The organism is Pseudoalteromonas sp. R3, from assembly GCF_004014715.1.
Lineage (GTDB): Bacteria > Pseudomonadota > Gammaproteobacteria > Enterobacterales > Alteromonadaceae > Pseudoalteromonas.
This window is the reverse complement of the sequence record NZ_CP034835.1, coordinates 3,913,396-3,929,418: the sequence shown is the minus strand read 5'-3', so window position 1 is coordinate 3,929,418 and position 16,023 is coordinate 3,913,396. Positions and strand designations below refer to the sequence as shown.

At 46.1% G+C, this 16,023-nt stretch carries 14 protein-coding genes and 1 pseudogene; 5 read left to right on the top strand and 10 right to left on the bottom strand.

Features of this window, described 5'->3' with window-relative positions; genetic code table 11:
• The first annotated feature begins 171 nt into the window (after positions 1-171).
• The 3 genes from ELR70_RS22335 to raiA all read left to right on the top strand — a co-directional run bounded on the left by ELR70_RS22335 (position 172) and on the right by raiA (position 5,060).
• Positions 172-2,121: a nucleoside-diphosphate sugar epimerase/dehydratase gene (locus ELR70_RS22335; RefSeq protein WP_054014762.1), complete on the top strand. Its 1,950-nt coding sequence runs from the start codon at positions 172-174 to the stop codon at positions 2,119-2,121.
• Between the two features lie 232 nt (positions 2,122-2,353).
• Positions 2,354-4,489: a YjbH domain-containing protein gene (locus ELR70_RS22330; protein WP_054014761.1), complete on the top strand. Its 2,136-nt coding sequence runs from the start codon at positions 2,354-2,356 to the stop codon at positions 4,487-4,489.
• A 214-nt stretch (positions 4,490-4,703) separates the two neighbouring features.
• Positions 4,704-5,060, top strand: a complete 357-nt coding sequence (raiA, locus tag ELR70_RS22325) for a ribosome-associated translation inhibitor RaiA (protein WP_054014760.1) — start codon at positions 4,704-4,706, stop codon at positions 5,058-5,060.
• A gap of 49 nt (positions 5,061-5,109) precedes the next feature.
• On the opposite strand, the gene trmL is transcribed toward raiA, so the two are convergent.
• Complete coding sequence (trmL, locus tag ELR70_RS22320) at positions 5,110-5,574, bottom strand: tRNA (uridine(34)/cytosine(34)/5-carboxymethylaminomethyluridine(34)-2'-O)-methyltransferase TrmL (RefSeq protein ID WP_054014986.1); 465 nt, start codon at positions 5,572-5,574, stop codon at positions 5,110-5,112.
• Between the two features lie 250 nt (positions 5,575-5,824).
• On the opposite strand from trmL, the gene ELR70_RS22315 reads away from it, so the two are divergent.
• A complete protein-coding gene (locus ELR70_RS22315) occupies positions 5,825-6,670 on the top strand; it encodes a cation diffusion facilitator family transporter (RefSeq protein ID WP_082353163.1) in 846 nt (281 codons plus the stop codon).
• Here the strand turns inward: ELR70_RS22315 and ELR70_RS22310 are convergent.
• From ELR70_RS22310 to ELR70_RS22300, 3 genes are read right to left on the bottom strand one after another with little or no spacing between them, the layout of a single operon-like run.
• Positions 6,622-7,638 (bottom strand): alpha/beta hydrolase, encoded by a 1,017-nt coding sequence (locus ELR70_RS22310; protein ID WP_054014758.1) that lies wholly within the window; start codon positions 7,636-7,638, stop codon positions 6,622-6,624. The two genes, ELR70_RS22315 and ELR70_RS22310, sit on opposite strands and share 49 nt — an antisense overlap.
• Positions 7,628-9,007 (bottom strand): ATP-binding protein, encoded by a 1,380-nt coding sequence (locus tag ELR70_RS22305; protein ID WP_054014757.1) that lies wholly within the window; start codon positions 9,005-9,007, stop codon positions 7,628-7,630. The genes ELR70_RS22310 and ELR70_RS22305 overlap by 11 nt, the downstream gene beginning before the upstream one ends.
• 1 nt (position 9,008) lies before the next feature.
• A complete protein-coding gene (locus tag ELR70_RS22300; protein WP_054014756.1) occupies positions 9,009-9,695 on the bottom strand; it encodes a response regulator transcription factor in 687 nt (228 codons plus the stop codon).
• A 208-nt stretch (positions 9,696-9,903) separates the two neighbouring features.
• Here ELR70_RS22300 and ELR70_RS22295 point away from each other — a divergent pair, with 208 nt between their 5' ends.
• A complete protein-coding gene (locus ELR70_RS22295) occupies positions 9,904-10,413 on the top strand; it encodes a Spy/CpxP family protein refolding chaperone (protein ID WP_054014755.1) in 510 nt (169 codons plus the stop codon).
• A gap of 58 nt (positions 10,414-10,471) precedes the next feature.
• Here the strand turns inward: ELR70_RS22295 and yacG are convergent, their stop codons facing one another.
• The 6 genes and pseudogenes from yacG to ELR70_RS25780 all read right to left on the bottom strand — a co-directional run bounded on the left by yacG (position 10,472) and on the right by ELR70_RS25780 (position 15,824).
• A complete protein-coding gene (gene yacG / locus ELR70_RS22290) occupies positions 10,472-10,714 on the bottom strand; it encodes a DNA gyrase inhibitor YacG (protein WP_054014754.1) in 243 nt (80 codons plus the stop codon).
• A 71-nt stretch (positions 10,715-10,785) separates the two neighbouring features.
• Positions 10,786-12,462, bottom strand: a complete 1,677-nt coding sequence (pilB, locus tag ELR70_RS22285) for a type IV-A pilus assembly ATPase PilB (RefSeq protein ID WP_054014753.1) — start codon at positions 12,460-12,462, stop codon at positions 10,786-10,788.
• Between the two features lie 107 nt (positions 12,463-12,569).
• Entirely contained in the window at positions 12,570-13,181 is a 612-nt protein-coding gene (gene coaE / locus ELR70_RS22280) for a dephospho-CoA kinase (RefSeq protein ID WP_054014752.1), read from the bottom strand.
• A gap of 4 nt (positions 13,182-13,185) precedes the next feature.
• Complete coding sequence (locus ELR70_RS22275) at positions 13,186-14,061, bottom strand: A24 family peptidase (protein WP_054014751.1); 876 nt, start codon at positions 14,059-14,061, stop codon at positions 13,186-13,188.
• A gap of 19 nt (positions 14,062-14,080) precedes the next feature.
• Positions 14,081-15,312, bottom strand: a pseudogene (locus ELR70_RS22270) (type II secretion system F family protein).
• A 56-nt stretch (positions 15,313-15,368) separates the two neighbouring features.
• On the bottom strand, positions 15,369-15,824 hold the full coding sequence (locus ELR70_RS25780; protein ID WP_054014749.1) for a prepilin-type N-terminal cleavage/methylation domain-containing protein: 456 nt from the start codon (positions 15,822-15,824) through the stop codon (positions 15,369-15,371).
• Positions 15,825-16,023: the final 199 nt, after the last annotated feature.

Here is a 16,023-nt window from a genome sequence, read left to right as displayed (position 1 = left end):
CAAACGGGCGTGATGGCTATTAATTGCGGTAGTTAAAGGGGCTTGCGGCCAATAGGAGTCGCGTGGTTTAACAATTCTGCAATGACAGTTTTTGAAAATTTGTGTATATTTAAAGACTATGACTAAATCATTAGTCTAAGTGGTTGAAAATTTATAGCTCAAGGATTTACAGTGGATAGTTGGTTCCGTACTCTTCTTAATGTATCACGTTCAAAAAAGCGGCTGATCACTTTATTTATTGATTCAATTTTTGTTTTTAGTGCTTTTTGGTTGGCGCTGGTCGTGCGGTTGGATAGTTTAGTTCCATTTTTTGAAGTGGGGAACTGGCTACTGCTTTCTCTTGTATTACCAATTAGCATATTTGCTTTTATCAACCTTGGGCTATATCGAGCTGTGCTGCGCTACGTAGGCGCACATGCCATTGGTGCTATTTTGATTGGTGCTATAATTAGTACTGTCGCACTTGTGATGGCTTCCTTTTTCACTCATGTGACTATTCCTCGTACTATGCCTGTCATTTATGCTTGGCTGTTGGTTTTATCAGTTGGTGGCTCACGCATCATGGTACGTGCCATGGTTGGCCGCCTGGCTACTGTTAATAAAACACCTGTTGTTATTTATGGAGCAGGCTCTGCTGGTCGGCAACTCGCTCCTGCTATAGGAGCCGGTGACGAATACTATGTGTCAGCTTTTATTGATGACGATAAAACTAAGCAAGATTCCATACTCCAGGGTATACCTGTTATTGCTTTCGACGGTTTGTATGCATTAATTGAGCGCAAGAGAGTAAAAAAAGTATTACTTGCTATGCCCAGTGAAAGTAGGGCGCGAAGAAAAGAAATATTAGCCCAATTAGAGAGTTTACCCGTTGAAGTTTTGACCATCCCTGGTATGGCTGATGTTGTAGAAGGACGAGCAACATTAGACGAAATCAAAGATGTTGAAATTGAAGACTTGCTTGGTCGAGACCCTGTAGCCCCGAAACAGGCTTTATTGAATGCAACGATCCTGGGTAAATCAGTAATGGTTACTGGGGCAGGCGGGTCTATCGGCTCTGAGTTGTGTCGACAAATTATCAAGCAATCGCCATCTAAGCTGGTGCTCTTCGAGCTGACTGAGTTTGCACTTTATTCAATTGAAAAAGAGTTGAGTGAAATCATTAAAACCAGAGGGTTGAACATTGAGCTGATACCAATTATGGGTTCTGTTCAGCACATTAATCGTCTGGAAACATGTATGATGGCATTTGGTGTGCAAACAGTTTACCACGCTGCAGCATATAAACACGTCCCACTTGTAGAGCATAATGTGGTCGAAGGGGTAAGAAATAACGTTTTTGGTACCTACTACTCTGCAAAGGCTGCTATCAATGCAAAAGTAGAAACGTTCGTTTTGGTAAGCACCGATAAAGCTGTTCGCCCCACTAATGTAATGGGAACGACCAAACGTATGGCCGAACTTTGTTTACAGGGCCTTGCTCAAAATAAGGAAAGAGGGCAGCACAATACACGTTTCTGTATGGTTCGGTTTGGCAATGTATTGGGATCGTCAGGATCGGTTGTGCCTTTATTCCGAAGACAAATTAAAGAAGGGGGCCCAATTACGCTCACTCATCCAGAGATCACCCGCTTCTTTATGACCATACCCGAAGCAGCGCAGCTGGTTATTCAAGCCGGCGCATTGGGCAGAGGTGGAGATGTATTTGTCCTTGATATGGGAGAGTCTGTAAAAATTAAAGACCTCGCAACTAAAATGGTACACTTGTCTGGCCTGGAAGTGAAAAGTGAGGCGAATCCGCATGGAGATATTGAGATTAAATGCACAGGATTGAGGCCCGGTGAAAAACTGTATGAAGAGTTATTGATTGGTGACAATGTTGAGCAGACCTCACATGAAAGGATTATGACAGCCAAAGAAGTAATGTTGCCATTACGAGAGCTAGAAGAGATCTTAAAGACGCTCGATAAAGCGTGCCATGACTTTGATCATCAAGTTATCCGACAATTGCTACTAGAGGCTCCAACTGGGTTTGACCCTACTGACGGCATATGTGACTTAGTGTGGAATGCCAGACAAAAGCTTGACGCTGTGCCAGAGAAAAATATCGTTAATCTTAAATAAGTTCACATACTTAAGACGCTTCATAGTGAAGTTTTTTACAAATAATGTGGACTGCGCAACCCTGGGTAATTGTAACCTGAAAATCTATAGGTCTTGAATATCTGTTTGTAACAGTGAAAGCCTATGAAAATTATCGATTCTGGTGAACATCTCTTGCATAACCGTAATCACCTTAATGATATAGTACGGTGCAAATTTTAATTATAGTAATATCTTAACTGAGCAGAGGACTATGTCTAAACTAACTCCTATTTTAGCAAGTGGCTTGTTGACTTGCTCCTTTATCACCGTTGCAGAAGTGTCTCCCAAGCATTACCAAAATTTCACTGGTTTTACTGGTTTAATCAATACTCCTTCTGCAGAAGTCTTAAACGTGGGCGAGATTGATATTGGCTACAATAACCAGCTTGATTATAGGGGAATCACTTTTGAAGACGGCCATAACTATATTTTTACAGCTGGCTTGTGGCAGGGGCTAGAAGTCAGCGGGCAAATTGCAGCCAGTACTATGCATGATGACATGTTTAGGGCTATAGCATTAGATGACAAGCAGATAAGGGATCTGTCTTTCAACGCCAAGTATCAAATCCCTTTTGTTCCTGAGGACTGGTTTGATTTGGCGATTGGTGGAAAAGATATCGGGGGGGCAGCTAACTATTATGAATCTTATTTTGCTGTGGCCTCAAAAGACTGGCTAGATTTTAGATTTTCGGCTGGTGTAAGCTCCAGTAAAAGCGAAATCGGTATGATGGACGGGGTGTTTGCAGGTATCGAATGGCAGCCACTGGATTGGTTTGCTTTGCAAGTTGAACATGATGCCGAAGCGGTAAATGCTGCTGCTCGCGTAACCGTGCCTAAAGCTTGGTTGTTAGACCTTGGTACTCTGACCCTGACGAGTCGCTTTTATAGCAACACAGATCACAGCGATAAAGATACTTATTATGGCATTAATTTCTCTATGCCTTTATCTGAACAGTCCCGAGCAGGCTATCAGGAAATAAAATCCGCGCCCGATAACGCAGGTGTGTTAGCACATTTGTCTGAGCAAGGAGCACAGTCAGAAAAGTCAGTTCGTGCTCATACTGCAAAGTCGGATGACCTCACCACCAGAGCTCAAAGTCATAGCTCAAGTTCAGCTAAGGAAGTGAATATCAGCGAATTGAACGCTGAGATACGTGCACTTAAACATGCACTTGTTGCTGATGGGTTCGAGAATGTGCAAGTTGGGGTCAATCGTGAGCCTGTCGTTGTCGTGAAATTTGAAAACCCGGTATTCAACCGAAATGATATTGACGCAATAGGGGTTGTGTTGGGCCGAGTTGCACAATATATCAGCGACGATGACGCGCGCTTTACCGTTCAGCTGGGAAAACATGACATTCCCCTGTTATCTTTGTCAGGACAGGTTAGCAATTATCGACGGTTTATTACTGACAACATCTCGCCTGGATTGACTATTCGCCAAGGAATGATGGATGTCCCAGGTGGGGTAGCCTGGATAGGTGATGGTGCAGTTAATAGCCCGTACTTTAAGCCTCGGCTTACGCTTGGGCCTTCATTAAGCTCAACTTATGCAACTGAGCTGGGAGTCTATGATTTCTCGTTAGCGCTCAGAGCTGATTTGGAGATCCCGGTATGGCGAGGTGCAGGTATTAACATCACCGCACAAACGTTGGTTGCTGATACTGAAGATTTTGAAGCTGGTGATATTTTTGAAGCACGCCGTGAACGAAATGGCCTGGAAAGAGCGGTCTTTTATCAGACATTTGATTTACCCTTCGGCTTCTATAACCAAACTCAAATCGGACTCTTCCGAGAATTTTATGAGTATACTGGGTTAATTAATGAAACAGCCTGGGTAAGCCCTTCAGGGCGCCATAAGCTCTACAATACTTACGGTTTCTTCGACTATCGAGATTACAATGAAGACCGTGACTATCATGTTATGGGTTATCAGTACCACTGGGTTGAGCAAGACATCTCATTCCATATCTCAGGAGGAGAATTCTGGCGAAGAGATAAAGGGGTGAAGGTTGAAACCAAGTTTTGGTTTGGTGACAGTTATGTATCGCTATATACCTACGACACAGATGTTCAGGTTGCCGGTATTTCATTTAGTATCCCACTTACGCCAAGAAAAGATATGAATGTATCTAAGTATGGTCAGGTGAAAGGGAATCAGGCATGGCGTCACGGTGTGAGTACACGCATTGGCGATGATCAAAATACATTAGTTTATAAAAAGGGCTATGTGCCGGAAACTTCAATTAGCTTGGACCGCACTTATCTGAATCAGGGGCGTTTGTCTGGCAGCTATGTTTATGCAAACCTTGCAAGACTGCGTGAGGCGTACCTGACATATAAGTAAGCCGACCAACACAGTGCCAGGTTGCTTGTATCAGAAACCTGGCCTGTTCATTAAAAAATCAGTCCTTCTCAGAACACTTTCTCTCCAACTCATACGCTACCGTGATCTATCACAAATAAATTCAGTTTGATGACAAAAATCTTAAATTTATGCTTGAGAATTGTGTCTTTCGCTCCAATACTTAGTAATAGGTAAACAACAAAAGGGAGCGCTTATGAAAATTAACCTTTCAGGCCACCATGTAGATATGACAGAAGCCGTAAAGCAACACGTTGATGAAAAGTTTGCCAAAGTAGCTAACCACTTCCCGTCGCTGTTGTCGATAGATGTCATAGTCAGTAAGGAACACAAGAAATTTTATACTGAGATCAACACCAATTATTCAGGCGCCCGGATATCTGTAAGAGGAGAAGACGATGTCATGTATCCGGCCATCGCTAATGCTGCTAAAAAGTTAGATGCGGCACTAAAACACAGAAAAGGTCAGCTCAAGGCCAACAAACATGAAAAACCTGTGAGTACGACTCCGCCAATCGCCCACGAGATCATTCAGGAAATGAACCTGAATTAGAGATAAAGTAAAAGAAGCCACCTATCGGTGGCTTCATTCATATTGGATATTAAACCGCGCCATCAAATCCCATTTGACGCCACGATTCATAGACAAAAACCGACACTGCGTTTGACAGGTTCATGCTCCTGCTATCCGGTCGCATCGGGATCCGCAGACGTTGTTCCGGCGGAAGGGAGAAAATGAGCTCTTCTGGCAAGCCCCGAGTCTCAGGTCCAAACAGCAAACAATCACCGCTCTGATAGTCAGGTTCGTGGTGGTATCGTGTTCCTTTAGTGGTGCATGCAAAAACTCTATTGGGTTTGCGCGCTTGCAGATATGCATCCAAAGAGGGGTAACGCTTAACTTCGCTGAATTCATGGTAATCCAGACCGGCACGTCTGACGCGTTTGTCGTCCCAGTCAAAACCCAGAGGCTCAATCAGGTGTAACGAAAACCCTGTGTTTGCACACAGGCGAATAATGTTGCCTGTATTAGGGGGAATTTCAGGCTGATACAATACGATGTCTAACATGGATAACCTCAAAATAATGTTGCCTGCAGTATAGCGCATCCGGTGGGGAGGCTAAAAGCCAGGGTGTAACCTTTGTACAGCACAAGGGCACATACCTGGCCAATATTTTAAAGTCGCGTCACTAATTTTTCATTTTCATGACTTACACTATAAGATAAGCCTAAACAGGAGTTTTACGAGGTTGTTGAGGTAATAAGTGTCCCACAATTATGACTTTTTAGTCCGATTTTCCAGTATTTTTACACTCGCAATGGCGGCATTGATGATCACAGCTAAGGCCTGGGCCTGGTTGGCGTCTGGCAGTGCTGCAATGTTGGGGTCGCTGACGGATTCCTTACTGGATGTCAGTGCATCTATGATGAGTTTCTTAGTACTCAGTTATGCGCTTCGCCCTGCAGACGATGATCATCGTTTTGGTCATGGCAAAGCGGAAGCCTTGGCGGGCCTTGGACAGGCTGCATTTATTGCCGGCTCAGCCTGTTTATTAACTTTTCATGGTATTGAGCGTTTGTTTAATCCGGTCGCAATTCAGCATAGCCTGTTGGGTGTATGGGTTAGCTTGTTTGCTGTAGGCTGCACATTGGCTGTCGTTATTGTGCAGCATCATGTGGTTAAGCGGACCCAGTCAATTGCCATTAAAGCCGACTCTTTACATTATAAAGGGGACATTCTACTGAACCTGGCCGTGTTGACGGCGCTGTTGTTGAGCCACTGGCAGGTAGAGCATGCCGATGCTTTGTTTGCGATAGGTGTTGCTGCTTATCTGCTTTACAATTGTTGGGAAATAGCCCGAGAAAGTGCGGATCACTTGATGGATAAAGAGCTGCCTGACGAAGAAAAAACTGAGATCATTCTGCTGGCGTCCAGCCATGAAGAGGTTTATGGAGTACATGATTTGCGCACCCGACAAAGTGGCAAGGTGAAGTTTGTACAGCTGCACCTGGAACTGGACGACCATATTCCATTGGCTCGTGCGCATGAGATCAGTGATGAAGTCGTAGCACATATTAAAGCCGCTTTTGAGTCGGAAATGGATATCCTGATCCATCAGGACCCGGTGTCACTGTCCGTATCACCGACTTCATCCACAATGTAAGTGGCGGTGTTTGGTGAGGGGGGCTGACAGCCAAGGAGCTGTTCGGAAAAAGTATAAAACTGAGCCAGCACCGCACGCCGAATGGTGTCTATTTCACACAGTAGCTCGTGTTTACCTGGATAGGACTGTATCTGACAATGCGTTAGACGTTGTGCAAACTGTTCATGGGCTGTTGGACAGACGATAGTGTCATATTCAGCACTGGCGATACTCAGTGGCAGGTTTATCTGCAATTGCTCGATGTTGCGAGTAAAACTCAGTGCCTGCTGAAGCCAGCGGAAGCTAACACCACCGAGCTGTAACCCCGGGTTGTCCTGGTATAGTTGTCTGAATAATGCGTAACGGTGTGGACACTGGGTCAACTCATTATCTTCGAAGGTTTTTGGCAAGTAGTCAGCCTGACCAATCGCATAACGTTTTCCCAGGCCTAGCAGGCAGGCTGTTGATGCAACACCATGAGCAAACCAGGCAGGGTAAGGGGCGGTATTGATCGCAAACATTGGCGCGCTGAGAAATGCACCGTTAACAGAAGTGGTGAAACGGGATAAATAATCACACGCAATCGCTCCTCCCATAGAGTGTGCCAATATAATCGTATCACCTTGCCACTGTGAGGTTACCACTTCTTGCATAAATGCATCGAGGCAATCGCCATATTGTGTAAAGGTGTCAATATGGCCAATATGTAAATTGGCAAGGAAGCGCCCGGATAGGCCCTGGCCCGGGTGATCAAAGGTGAAAACGGCGATTTGGTTGCGGGCGAGCTCCCACATTAGCTCCTGATATTTATGCGCTGATTCAATGCGGCCATTGACTAGAACAACGGCAAATTTTGCCCGCTCAGGAATATGGCTGGCGTAAAAGAGTGGTCCTAGCCCACTGGAAAATGTGCCTTTGTGGCAACGCTCCCAGTGCGCCCGGATGTGGATAAGGTTTTCTGCTAAGTGTGTGCTTTCGCTATAATACATGGTTGCTTATTGGCAGCGTTACGGTAACACGCAGACCAGAGTGATTACTAAACTGAATATGACCATGATGCACTTTTACAGCGTGCTGCGCAATTGCCAGCCCCAACCCGAACCCACCTGGTTCGGATGTACCTTCTGGGGTACGCGCTTGGGAGGCCCTGAAAAAGGGGATACATAGTTTTTCCAGCATAGCCTCGCTAACACCTGGGCCATCGTCGCTGATCGTGACAGTGAGTTGCTCATCATTGCACAGTATCGACAAACTAACCTGTTTATTGGCGTATTTAATAGCGTTACGTAGAATGTTTTCGAATGCGCGATTTAGTAAGGCTGCATCAACTGTTAATGTCATATCAGGTATTGTTTGCCAATCGACCTGTTTTCCCAATTGCTGACCTTCAAACCTGGCGTCATCAAGAATCGGTTCTAATAGCTCGGCCAATGAAATTGGATGAGGGGTGATCACCAGTTGCTGGGATTCTAGTCGGGACAGTTGCAAAATATCACTCAGCATATGCTCAAGTAAATGTGCTTCTTTTTCAACGCGCTGCAAGTAAGGCAGTAAAGGTGCAGGGGCTTTATCACTGGCAATGCCATTTGCCATCTGTAATCTGGTTAAGGGGGAGCGCAATTCGTGGGAAATATCAGCCAGTAACCGTTTTTGTTGTATCACATGAGCCTGCAGGCGGTTCGCCATTTGGTCAAAATCTTTACCCAACTGTCCTAATTCATCCTGGCGCGAAACGTTAATCCCTGCTCGTGCATCCAGCTTTCCCAGGGCGAGGGAGGCGGCTGCCTGTTGTAGCTGACGCACAGGTTTTAACAATCCGCGTGCAAACCAAAGACTAAATGCAAAACTTGCCAGTACTAACACCGTCAGTTTTGCCCAGTTGGGTAGCATTCGGATCTTTGTCAGAATATGTGGATCGCGGTGGTCCATTAGCTGAAACAACTGATATGTTTCTCCATGCAGCTGAATATCCAGTGGACCGTATGCACGATAGCGCTCGGTATCGACAACCTGTGGTTGCGCACTGGTGGTAAAGTTCAGCAAAGATAAGTCCCACTCCCGAAGTGTGGCGTGGCTCAAAATATTGAGTTGTTCATCGCTGTGACGTAAGTAAATTTTTGGTCCGTGATTGCGATGACGACCTGGTAACAAGGTGCCCAGAGCCTGCTCTGGTCGGCTCTGTACTCGTCGTTCTATGCTACGTTTTAGATGGTGCAGGTTTTTCATCATGGCAGGGCTGATGCGGCGCGTTTCCAGTATGTCTGGTTGTAACAGGCTTATACTCATCAGCACAAATAGCGTGGCGGCAATTGTGCCCCAGAACCACAGAAAGATTTTTATCAGTAAGTACTTCCTCATTTCATGCCTTAAGGAAAATATAGCCAGAACCTCGCAAGGTCTTGATGTAAGTATGTGTACTATGTACTGCGATTTTTTTCCGCACGTTACTGACATGCATATCCACGGACCTGTCATAAGGTGTCAGAGGGCGTCCCAGTACAGTTTGAGACAAGCTCTGTTTAGTCACGGTCTGGCCCGCTGATTTCATAAGCTGGTGGAGCATTTCATACTCTGTGCCGGTCAATGGCAGTGGTGTGCCTTTGATGCTTGCGGTGCGTGAGGATAAATCCAACGCGAGTTCGTGATATTCGAAGCACGGACCTGTTGTGCTATGAAGTAAATGGGCGACACGGCGAGTAATGGCTTTGATCCGTGCCAGTAATTCTCTGTGATTGAATGGTTTTGGAATGTAATCATCGGCACCAAGTTCAAGTCCGAAGATACGGTCAAAATCATCACCTTTGGCGGTCAACATGATCACAGGGGTCATTTTTTTTGCACGCAATGCTTTGAGCACTTCAAAGCCATCCAGCTGGGGTAACATCACATCCAGCAGGATCACATCAAACTCCCGGTCTAACGCCATATCCAGTCCCACAGGGCCGGTATTCGCGGTGTGAACATCAAACCCTTCGTCTTGCAGATAGTCTTGCAGAAGCTCACACAAGCCTCTATCGTCGTCTATTACCAGTACTTTCGCGCTCATACTGTCACTCAATCACTCTTCCCACGCCTATCTTACCTTACTATAGAGGCTAGATGGCTGACTTTACACTTCTTTACTCTCTGGAAATGATACTGAAACTCGGGATGTGTAAGGGCTGCAACAGCTCTTGACAAAACTTTACACGACCTTGACGTTGCTTTGCTCTGGCGTTGCTAAAGTTGAACCTAACTTAACAGGAGACGCTATTATGACGACACACACCAAGATGAAAATTCGCCACACATTTAATGCGTTGTTGCTTGCTTCTATTATGGCTGGCAGCGGCGCGGTTCTGGCTGACACCGACACGGCAGGGGAACAGGCTCAGGCCAGGCACGCGAAGCCAATGAAAGCGATGGGCCATATGCTGTTATCAAAACGTGCTGTGAAGCACCTTGAGCTGACTGAAAGCCAGCAAGCTGAGCTAAAAAGTATTTTCGACGCACAGAAGGAGCAAGTTCAGTCTCTACGTGGTGATAACGACAGAGGTGAGCATCACAGCGCATTTAAGGCACTGATCGAGGCCGAGCAATTTGATAAAGCACAAGCACAGGTGTTACTGGAGCAATTTCAGCCTCAAAAGCGTGACATGATGTTGATCAGACTGGAGACGCAACACAAAGTCTTCCATATTCTGACAGAAGAGCAGCGTGACAAGCTTAAGCAGTTACGCCATAAACGGATGGGGAAAAAACACCATCAGCATCAATCGTCCTGAGCCACTGGACAAAGACACAAAGCCCGAATGATTTATTCGGGCTTTGTCGTTGTATCGATTAGTCTTTAAAGAAACTATCGTCATTTTTGGCCAATAAGGCTTCCAAGTCTTCCACCATATCCCGTGCTGCTTCAGGCGATAAATCCGCACTGTTAAGTGGCGTTGAGATCTTATTGTTCTCTTCTGACCACTCACCTAAATCAATGAGCTGGCAGCGTTTCGAGCAAAAAGGGCGATGTGGGCTTTGTGCCGACCAGACAACGGCGGCCTGGCAGGTAGGACATTTTACAGATACAGGCATAAGCACCTCAGCATAACTATTTTACTCTATTGTACTTTGCAGCAGTCACACAGTCACGGGGGAGCCGGGATTTAGTAGTTGGTAACCCGGTTTACTTCCGCCAGTGAAGTGATCCCATCAGCTGCTTTTTTCAGTCCAGATTGTCTCAGATTCGCAAAGCCCTGTTTGGTAGCCAGTTCAGCGATTTCCAGAGAATTACCGCCATCCATGATAGCGTGAGAGATCTCCGGTGTGATTTTCATCACTTCATAAATGCCCACACGCCCTTTATAGCCATCAGTACAGTGATCGCATCCTTTGGGTGAATAGACTGTCATGTTTTGTATCTGCTCCTCGCTAAAGCCCTGACGTTGCAATTCTTCTGCTGGCAGATCTTCTGGCACTTTACACTTGGGGCAGAGACGCCGGGCCAGGCGCTGTGCAATGATAAGACTGACTGAACTTGCCACGTTATAGGCGGGGACACCCATGTTGAGCAGTCGGGTCAGGGTTTCTGAAGCTGAATTGGTGTGCAGGGTACTCATCACCAGGTGACCTGTTTGTGCAGCTTTGATGGCAATCTCGGCGGTTTCCAGATCCCGGATCTCACCAACCATGACAACATCGGGATCCTGACGCAGGAATGCCCGCAGGGCATTTGCAAAGGTCATATCGGCTTTGGTGTTAATTTGAACCTGATTGATCCCTTCGAGGTTGATTTCCACTGGGTCTTCCGCGGTGCTGATATTTCGCTCTGGTTTATTGAGTATATTCAGACCAGTATACAAAGAAACCGTTTTACCCGAACCGGTTGGGCCGGTCACCAGTATCATCCCTTGTGGTTGCTCTAGGGCATTGAGGTACATGTCTTTTTGGTCAGCCTCATAGCCTAGAGCATCGATCCCCAGTTTCGCGGCGGATGAATCCAGGATCCGCATTACAATCTTTTCGCCCCACATGGTAGGCAGTGTACTGACACGAAAATCAATACTCTTGCGCTCCGAGATTTTCAGTTTAATGCGGCCATCCTGTGGTTTGCGCTTCTCTGCGATATCCAGGTGTGACATAACCTTGATACGAGCTGATAAGCGGCTGGACAGCGCGTGTGGCGGACTGGCCATTTCGTGTAATAAGCCATCAATACGAAAACGCACTCGGTATTTTTTTTCATAAGGTTCGAAGTGGAGATCCGAAGCGCCTTTTTTTATCGCATCCATCAAAATTTTATTGATGTAGACAATAATTGGCGCATCATCTTTCTCTTCGTCCGTGTTTTGTGTTTTTGGTTCGTCTTCGACATCCAGACTGGCGAATTCTTTAAACTCGTCTTCACTGAGGCTCAGGCTACTATTGTCGTCAAAGAGCTGATCAATTTTCTGATCGAGCAGTTTGTAATCTACGACGACAACCTCACACTGTAAACCGGTACTGAACTCAAAGTTTTCAAATGCCCCGTAGTCAGTCGGATCTGACGTGGCAATGAAGAGTTTTCTGTCCTTTTTAACCAGTGGCAGCAGGTGGTGTTGGCGGATCAGTTTTTCCTTTACCAGCTCTTTAGGTACCTGAGTAATATCAAAACCGCTTAGGTCAAAGTAGGGGACTCTGAAAAGGTCCAGACATTGCTCGGCCATTTCCTGACCGCTCATGCCGCTGCACAGACAAATAAGTTCAGCGGTGGAGTGGGCGTCGGCTTGTTTGGCTTTGACCTGCTCAGCAGTCAGTTTGCCAAGGGTAATAAACTTTCTCAGTAATGGCGAGTGATGTTCCATAATGCTCTTAAGACTTCAACGAGTTACACTAAATGTAGCAAAAATGCTTAGATGCGGATAGAGAATTGATGACGATCTGGGCTATGTCAGAGTCTGTTCAACACATATCAAGCATGGTTTGCTGCGGCCTGCTGTAAAAAGGTTTGATGCAATGTGTTCAGTTGTTTGTGCATTGCTTCAATAGGTTGGTCATTGTCGAGAATAAAGTCGGCTTTGTCGCGTTTATCAGCTCTACTCATTTGTGCTTCTATGATGCGTTCAATTTGCTGCCGCTGACTATTGTCCCTTTTGCAGGTTCGCGCAATCTGGACTTCGACAGGGACATCGACGAGCAGTGTTTTGTCACAATATTGCTCAAGTCCGTTTTCAAATAGCAAAGGTGCTGACAAAATCACATAATCGCTCTGGGCGCGGGTTAACTGAGCTAATAGCTGCTCTCTGATCATCGGATGTAATAAGGTGTTGAGCCAGAGTTTTTCTTTTTCATCGCTAAAAATGGTTTCACGCAATGCCTGGCGGTCAAGCGTCCCTTCAGTTGTCAGTATCTGCTCCCCAAAGTGGGTAACAATGGCAGCTAATCCATCGCTACCGGGTTCAACAACTTCTCTGGCAACAATATCTGCATCTACAACGACAATTCCTAATCGATTCAGAAAGTCGGATACCGTTGTTTTACCGGCCCCAATCCCGCCCGTTAAGCCCAAGATCCATTTAGCCATCTAATTAAACTCCTAATAGCGAAAAGTACCAGCGACTGATTTGCTCACCATATAACAAGGTTAGCCAGCCAGCAATAGCGAGGTAAGGGCCAAATGGGATAGGAGTGGCTTTGTCTTTCCCTTGCACGGCAAGCTGAGTAGCACCGATCACGGCACCTACGACACTAGACAACAATACAATCAGCAATAATGACTGCCAGCCCATAAGTGCACCAAATACCGCCAGCAGTTTAAAATCACCAAATCCCATGCCTTCTTTTCCTGTCAGCAGCTTAAAAGCCCAATAAATACTCCACAGGCTCAAATAGCCAACAGCTGCGCCAATGATCGCTTGAGAAGGCGTAATAGTTATACCAAATACGGCGGCCAACAGTGCGAACCAGAGTAAGGGCAAGGTCAGCTGATCGGGTAGTAACATATGGTCAATGTCGATAAAAATCAGTGCGATGAGTACCCAGGTCACAAGTAAGTAAACAACTGCCTGTGGAGTTGCAGAAAAATGCCAGGCCAGCCACACGGAGGCAACTCCAGTGAGTAATTCGATAAGTGGGTAACGTTTGGCAATAGGCGTGCTGCAGTATGCGCATTTACCTTTCAAAAATAACCAGCTGAGCAGGGGAATGTTGTGATGAACTTTAATTTTACTGTTACACTTCGGACAGGTTGAGCCTGGCGTCATCAGGTTAAATGGAGCGGGTTCGGGATGTTCAGGCTCCTGAGATAAAATCACCCTGCATTCTGCCTGCCAACCGCGTTGCATCATGATAGGTAAACGATAGATTACGACGTTTAAAAAGCTGCCGATACATAGGCTAGTCAGAGCGACGGTCAGCAACCAAAACCAGGTTTGCTGCTCCATGAGATGCCAAACTTCTTGCATAATAGTGTCTTTTTTATTGTTAAATGACGGTGCCGAGCTGGAATATAGGCAAATACATAGCAACAATCAAGCCTCCAACCAGTACGCCCAGAATCACCATGATCATTGGCTCAAGTAGTGATGATAATCCATCAACGGCGTCATCTACTTCCTGCTCATAAATACTTGCGACTTTTGCCAGCATGCTGTCGAGTGCGCCGGACTCTTCACCAATGGCCACCATTTGCACGACCATGTCGGGGAAAATTCTGGAGTTACGCATTGCCCAGTTCATCTGATTACCAGAGCTGACTTCGCCTTTGATGTCTAAAATCGCGTTCTTGTAGATAATATTGCCGGATGCGCCGGCTGCAGATTCTAACGCATTAACCAGAGGAACACCTGCGGCAAAGGTGGTGGACAAGGTTCTGGCATAGCGGGCCACTGCCGCTTTTTCAGGATTTCACCAATTGCCGGGATCTGCAGTACCATCCGATCGTTAAAATGGCGCACCGCGGCGCTGCGCTGAAGTGCTTCTTTATAGGCGTAACCAGCTCCACCAAGCCCGATGAGAAATAGCCACCAGTATTCCTGCATAAATTCAGAAATGCCCAATACCATCAGGGTAAAACCGGGTAATTCAGCTCCGAACCCGGTAAAAATTTCTTCAAACTGAGGGACAACGAAAATCAACAAAATTGAGGTCACGATCAGGGCAACTGACAACACCGCTATGGGGTAAAACATGGCTTTTTTGATCTTTGACTTCAGTGCTTCAGCTTTTTCTTTGTATAATGCAACCCGGTCGAAAATACGGTCTAAGGCACCGGACTGTTCGCCCGATTCAACCAGATCACAATATAATTCATCAAAATACTTTGGGTGGCTGCGCAGCGATTTTGCCAGTGGTTGACCAGCTTTGACTTCATCTGCAATGTGGGTGATCAGCTTGCTAACACTTTTGTTCTTTGCCCCGGAAGCAATCATATCAAGTGCCTGCACCAGAGCGACACCTGCGGTCAGCATAGTTGCAATTTGCCGGGTCACAACGGCAATGTCTTTCGGGGTGATTTTTTGCGTGCTGTTCAGACCAAATAATGGCTTAGGTTTGCGTTTAACCTTAGACGGGGTGATACCCTGTTTACGAAGTTGCGCTTTTACTAATGCTACACTGGTTCCGGTAAGTTCGCCTTGCAAGCGTTTGCCACGGGCGCTGACGCCGACCCAGATAAAGGTATCGACCTTGGCAGAATTTTTGTCGGGTTGATTCATATGCGATGAGTCTGCAAGAGGGGACTGCCCCTCTTGCAAAATTTAAGTGCTAACTATTAGTTAGTTGTACAGCTTGCAGGTAACCAGCTCGCTTGTGCATTACCACTTACAGAGCCGTTACATTGCCAGCTGGAAATCTGGAAACCAGCGGTGAAGTCACCGGCTTCAGCTGCTTCACCATCCGCGCCATTGATTGGCGTTAGTGTTACAACCAGACCCGCCATGTCAGCCTGACCTGTGATAGTAATCAGGCCAGCAGCGCTTACAGTAAGGGTAGTTACATACTGAGTGCCGTCGAAGTCGTCGTCACATACAGCTGGGTTGCCACCGATTTGAGCTGTTTCTGTCGCACAGGCTTTAGGCATAGTCGATGCGGCTAAAAGCTCAGATGCTTTAGAGCGGTTGATGTAATCCTGATACGCCGGCAGTGCAACGGCAGCAAGAATACCAATGATTGCGATTACAATCATTAATTCGATAAGGGTAAAACCACCCTGTTGTCTTTGCGTCATGATGTGTCTCCTAAGGGATATTAGACCCGATGCCAGCAACCACTCACACCAGGGGTTTATTAAATCTGTGCTCTCAGAGTTTAGACCCAGTATAGGTCGTTCTTCTTATCGCCAACTTGCTGTAAATCAAAGTAGATTATCATTACTTTGGCCTAGTCAATGGTAATGAATAGTCCTATATAGTCTACTACATTACTAT

Bases quoted from the DNA above. Each gene is read 5' to 3' on its own strand.
- ELR70_RS22330 (WP_054014761.1), top strand. From the start codon at position 2,354: ATGTCTAAACTAACTCCTATTTTAGCAAGTGGCTTGTTGACTTGCTCC.
- raiA (WP_054014760.1), top strand. From the start codon at position 4,704: ATGAAAATTAACCTTTCAGGCCACCATGTAGATATGACAGAAGCCGTA.
- trmL (WP_054014986.1), bottom strand. From the start codon at position 5,574: ATGTTAGACATCGTATTGTATCAGCCTGAAATTCCCCCTAATACAGGC.
- ELR70_RS22315 (WP_082353163.1), top strand. From the start codon at position 5,825: ATGGCGGCATTGATGATCACAGCTAAGGCCTGGGCCTGGTTGGCGTCT.
- ELR70_RS22310 (WP_054014758.1), bottom strand. From the start codon at position 7,638: ATGTATTATAGCGAAAGCACACACTTAGCAGAAAACCTTATCCACATC.
- ELR70_RS22305 (WP_054014757.1), bottom strand. From the start codon at position 9,007: ATGAGGAAGTACTTACTGATAAAAATCTTTCTGTGGTTCTGGGGCACA.
- ELR70_RS22300 (WP_054014756.1), bottom strand. From the start codon at position 9,695: ATGAGCGCGAAAGTACTGGTAATAGACGACGATAGAGGCTTGTGTGAG.
- ELR70_RS22295 (WP_054014755.1), top strand. From the start codon at position 9,904: ATGACGACACACACCAAGATGAAAATTCGCCACACATTTAATGCGTTG.
- yacG (WP_054014754.1), bottom strand. From the start codon at position 10,714: ATGCCTGTATCTGTAAAATGTCCTACCTGCCAGGCCGCCGTTGTCTGG.
- pilB (WP_054014753.1), bottom strand. From the start codon at position 12,462: ATGGAACATCACTCGCCATTACTGAGAAAGTTTATTACCCTTGGCAAA.
- coaE (WP_054014752.1), bottom strand. From the start codon at position 13,181: ATGGCTAAATGGATCTTGGGCTTAACGGGCGGGATTGGGGCCGGTAAA.
- ELR70_RS22275 (WP_054014751.1), bottom strand. From the start codon at position 14,061: ATGCAAGAAGTTTGGCATCTCATGGAGCAGCAAACCTGGTTTTGGTTG.
- ELR70_RS25780 (WP_054014749.1), bottom strand. From the start codon at position 15,824: ATGACGCAAAGACAACAGGGTGGTTTTACCCTTATCGAATTAATGATT.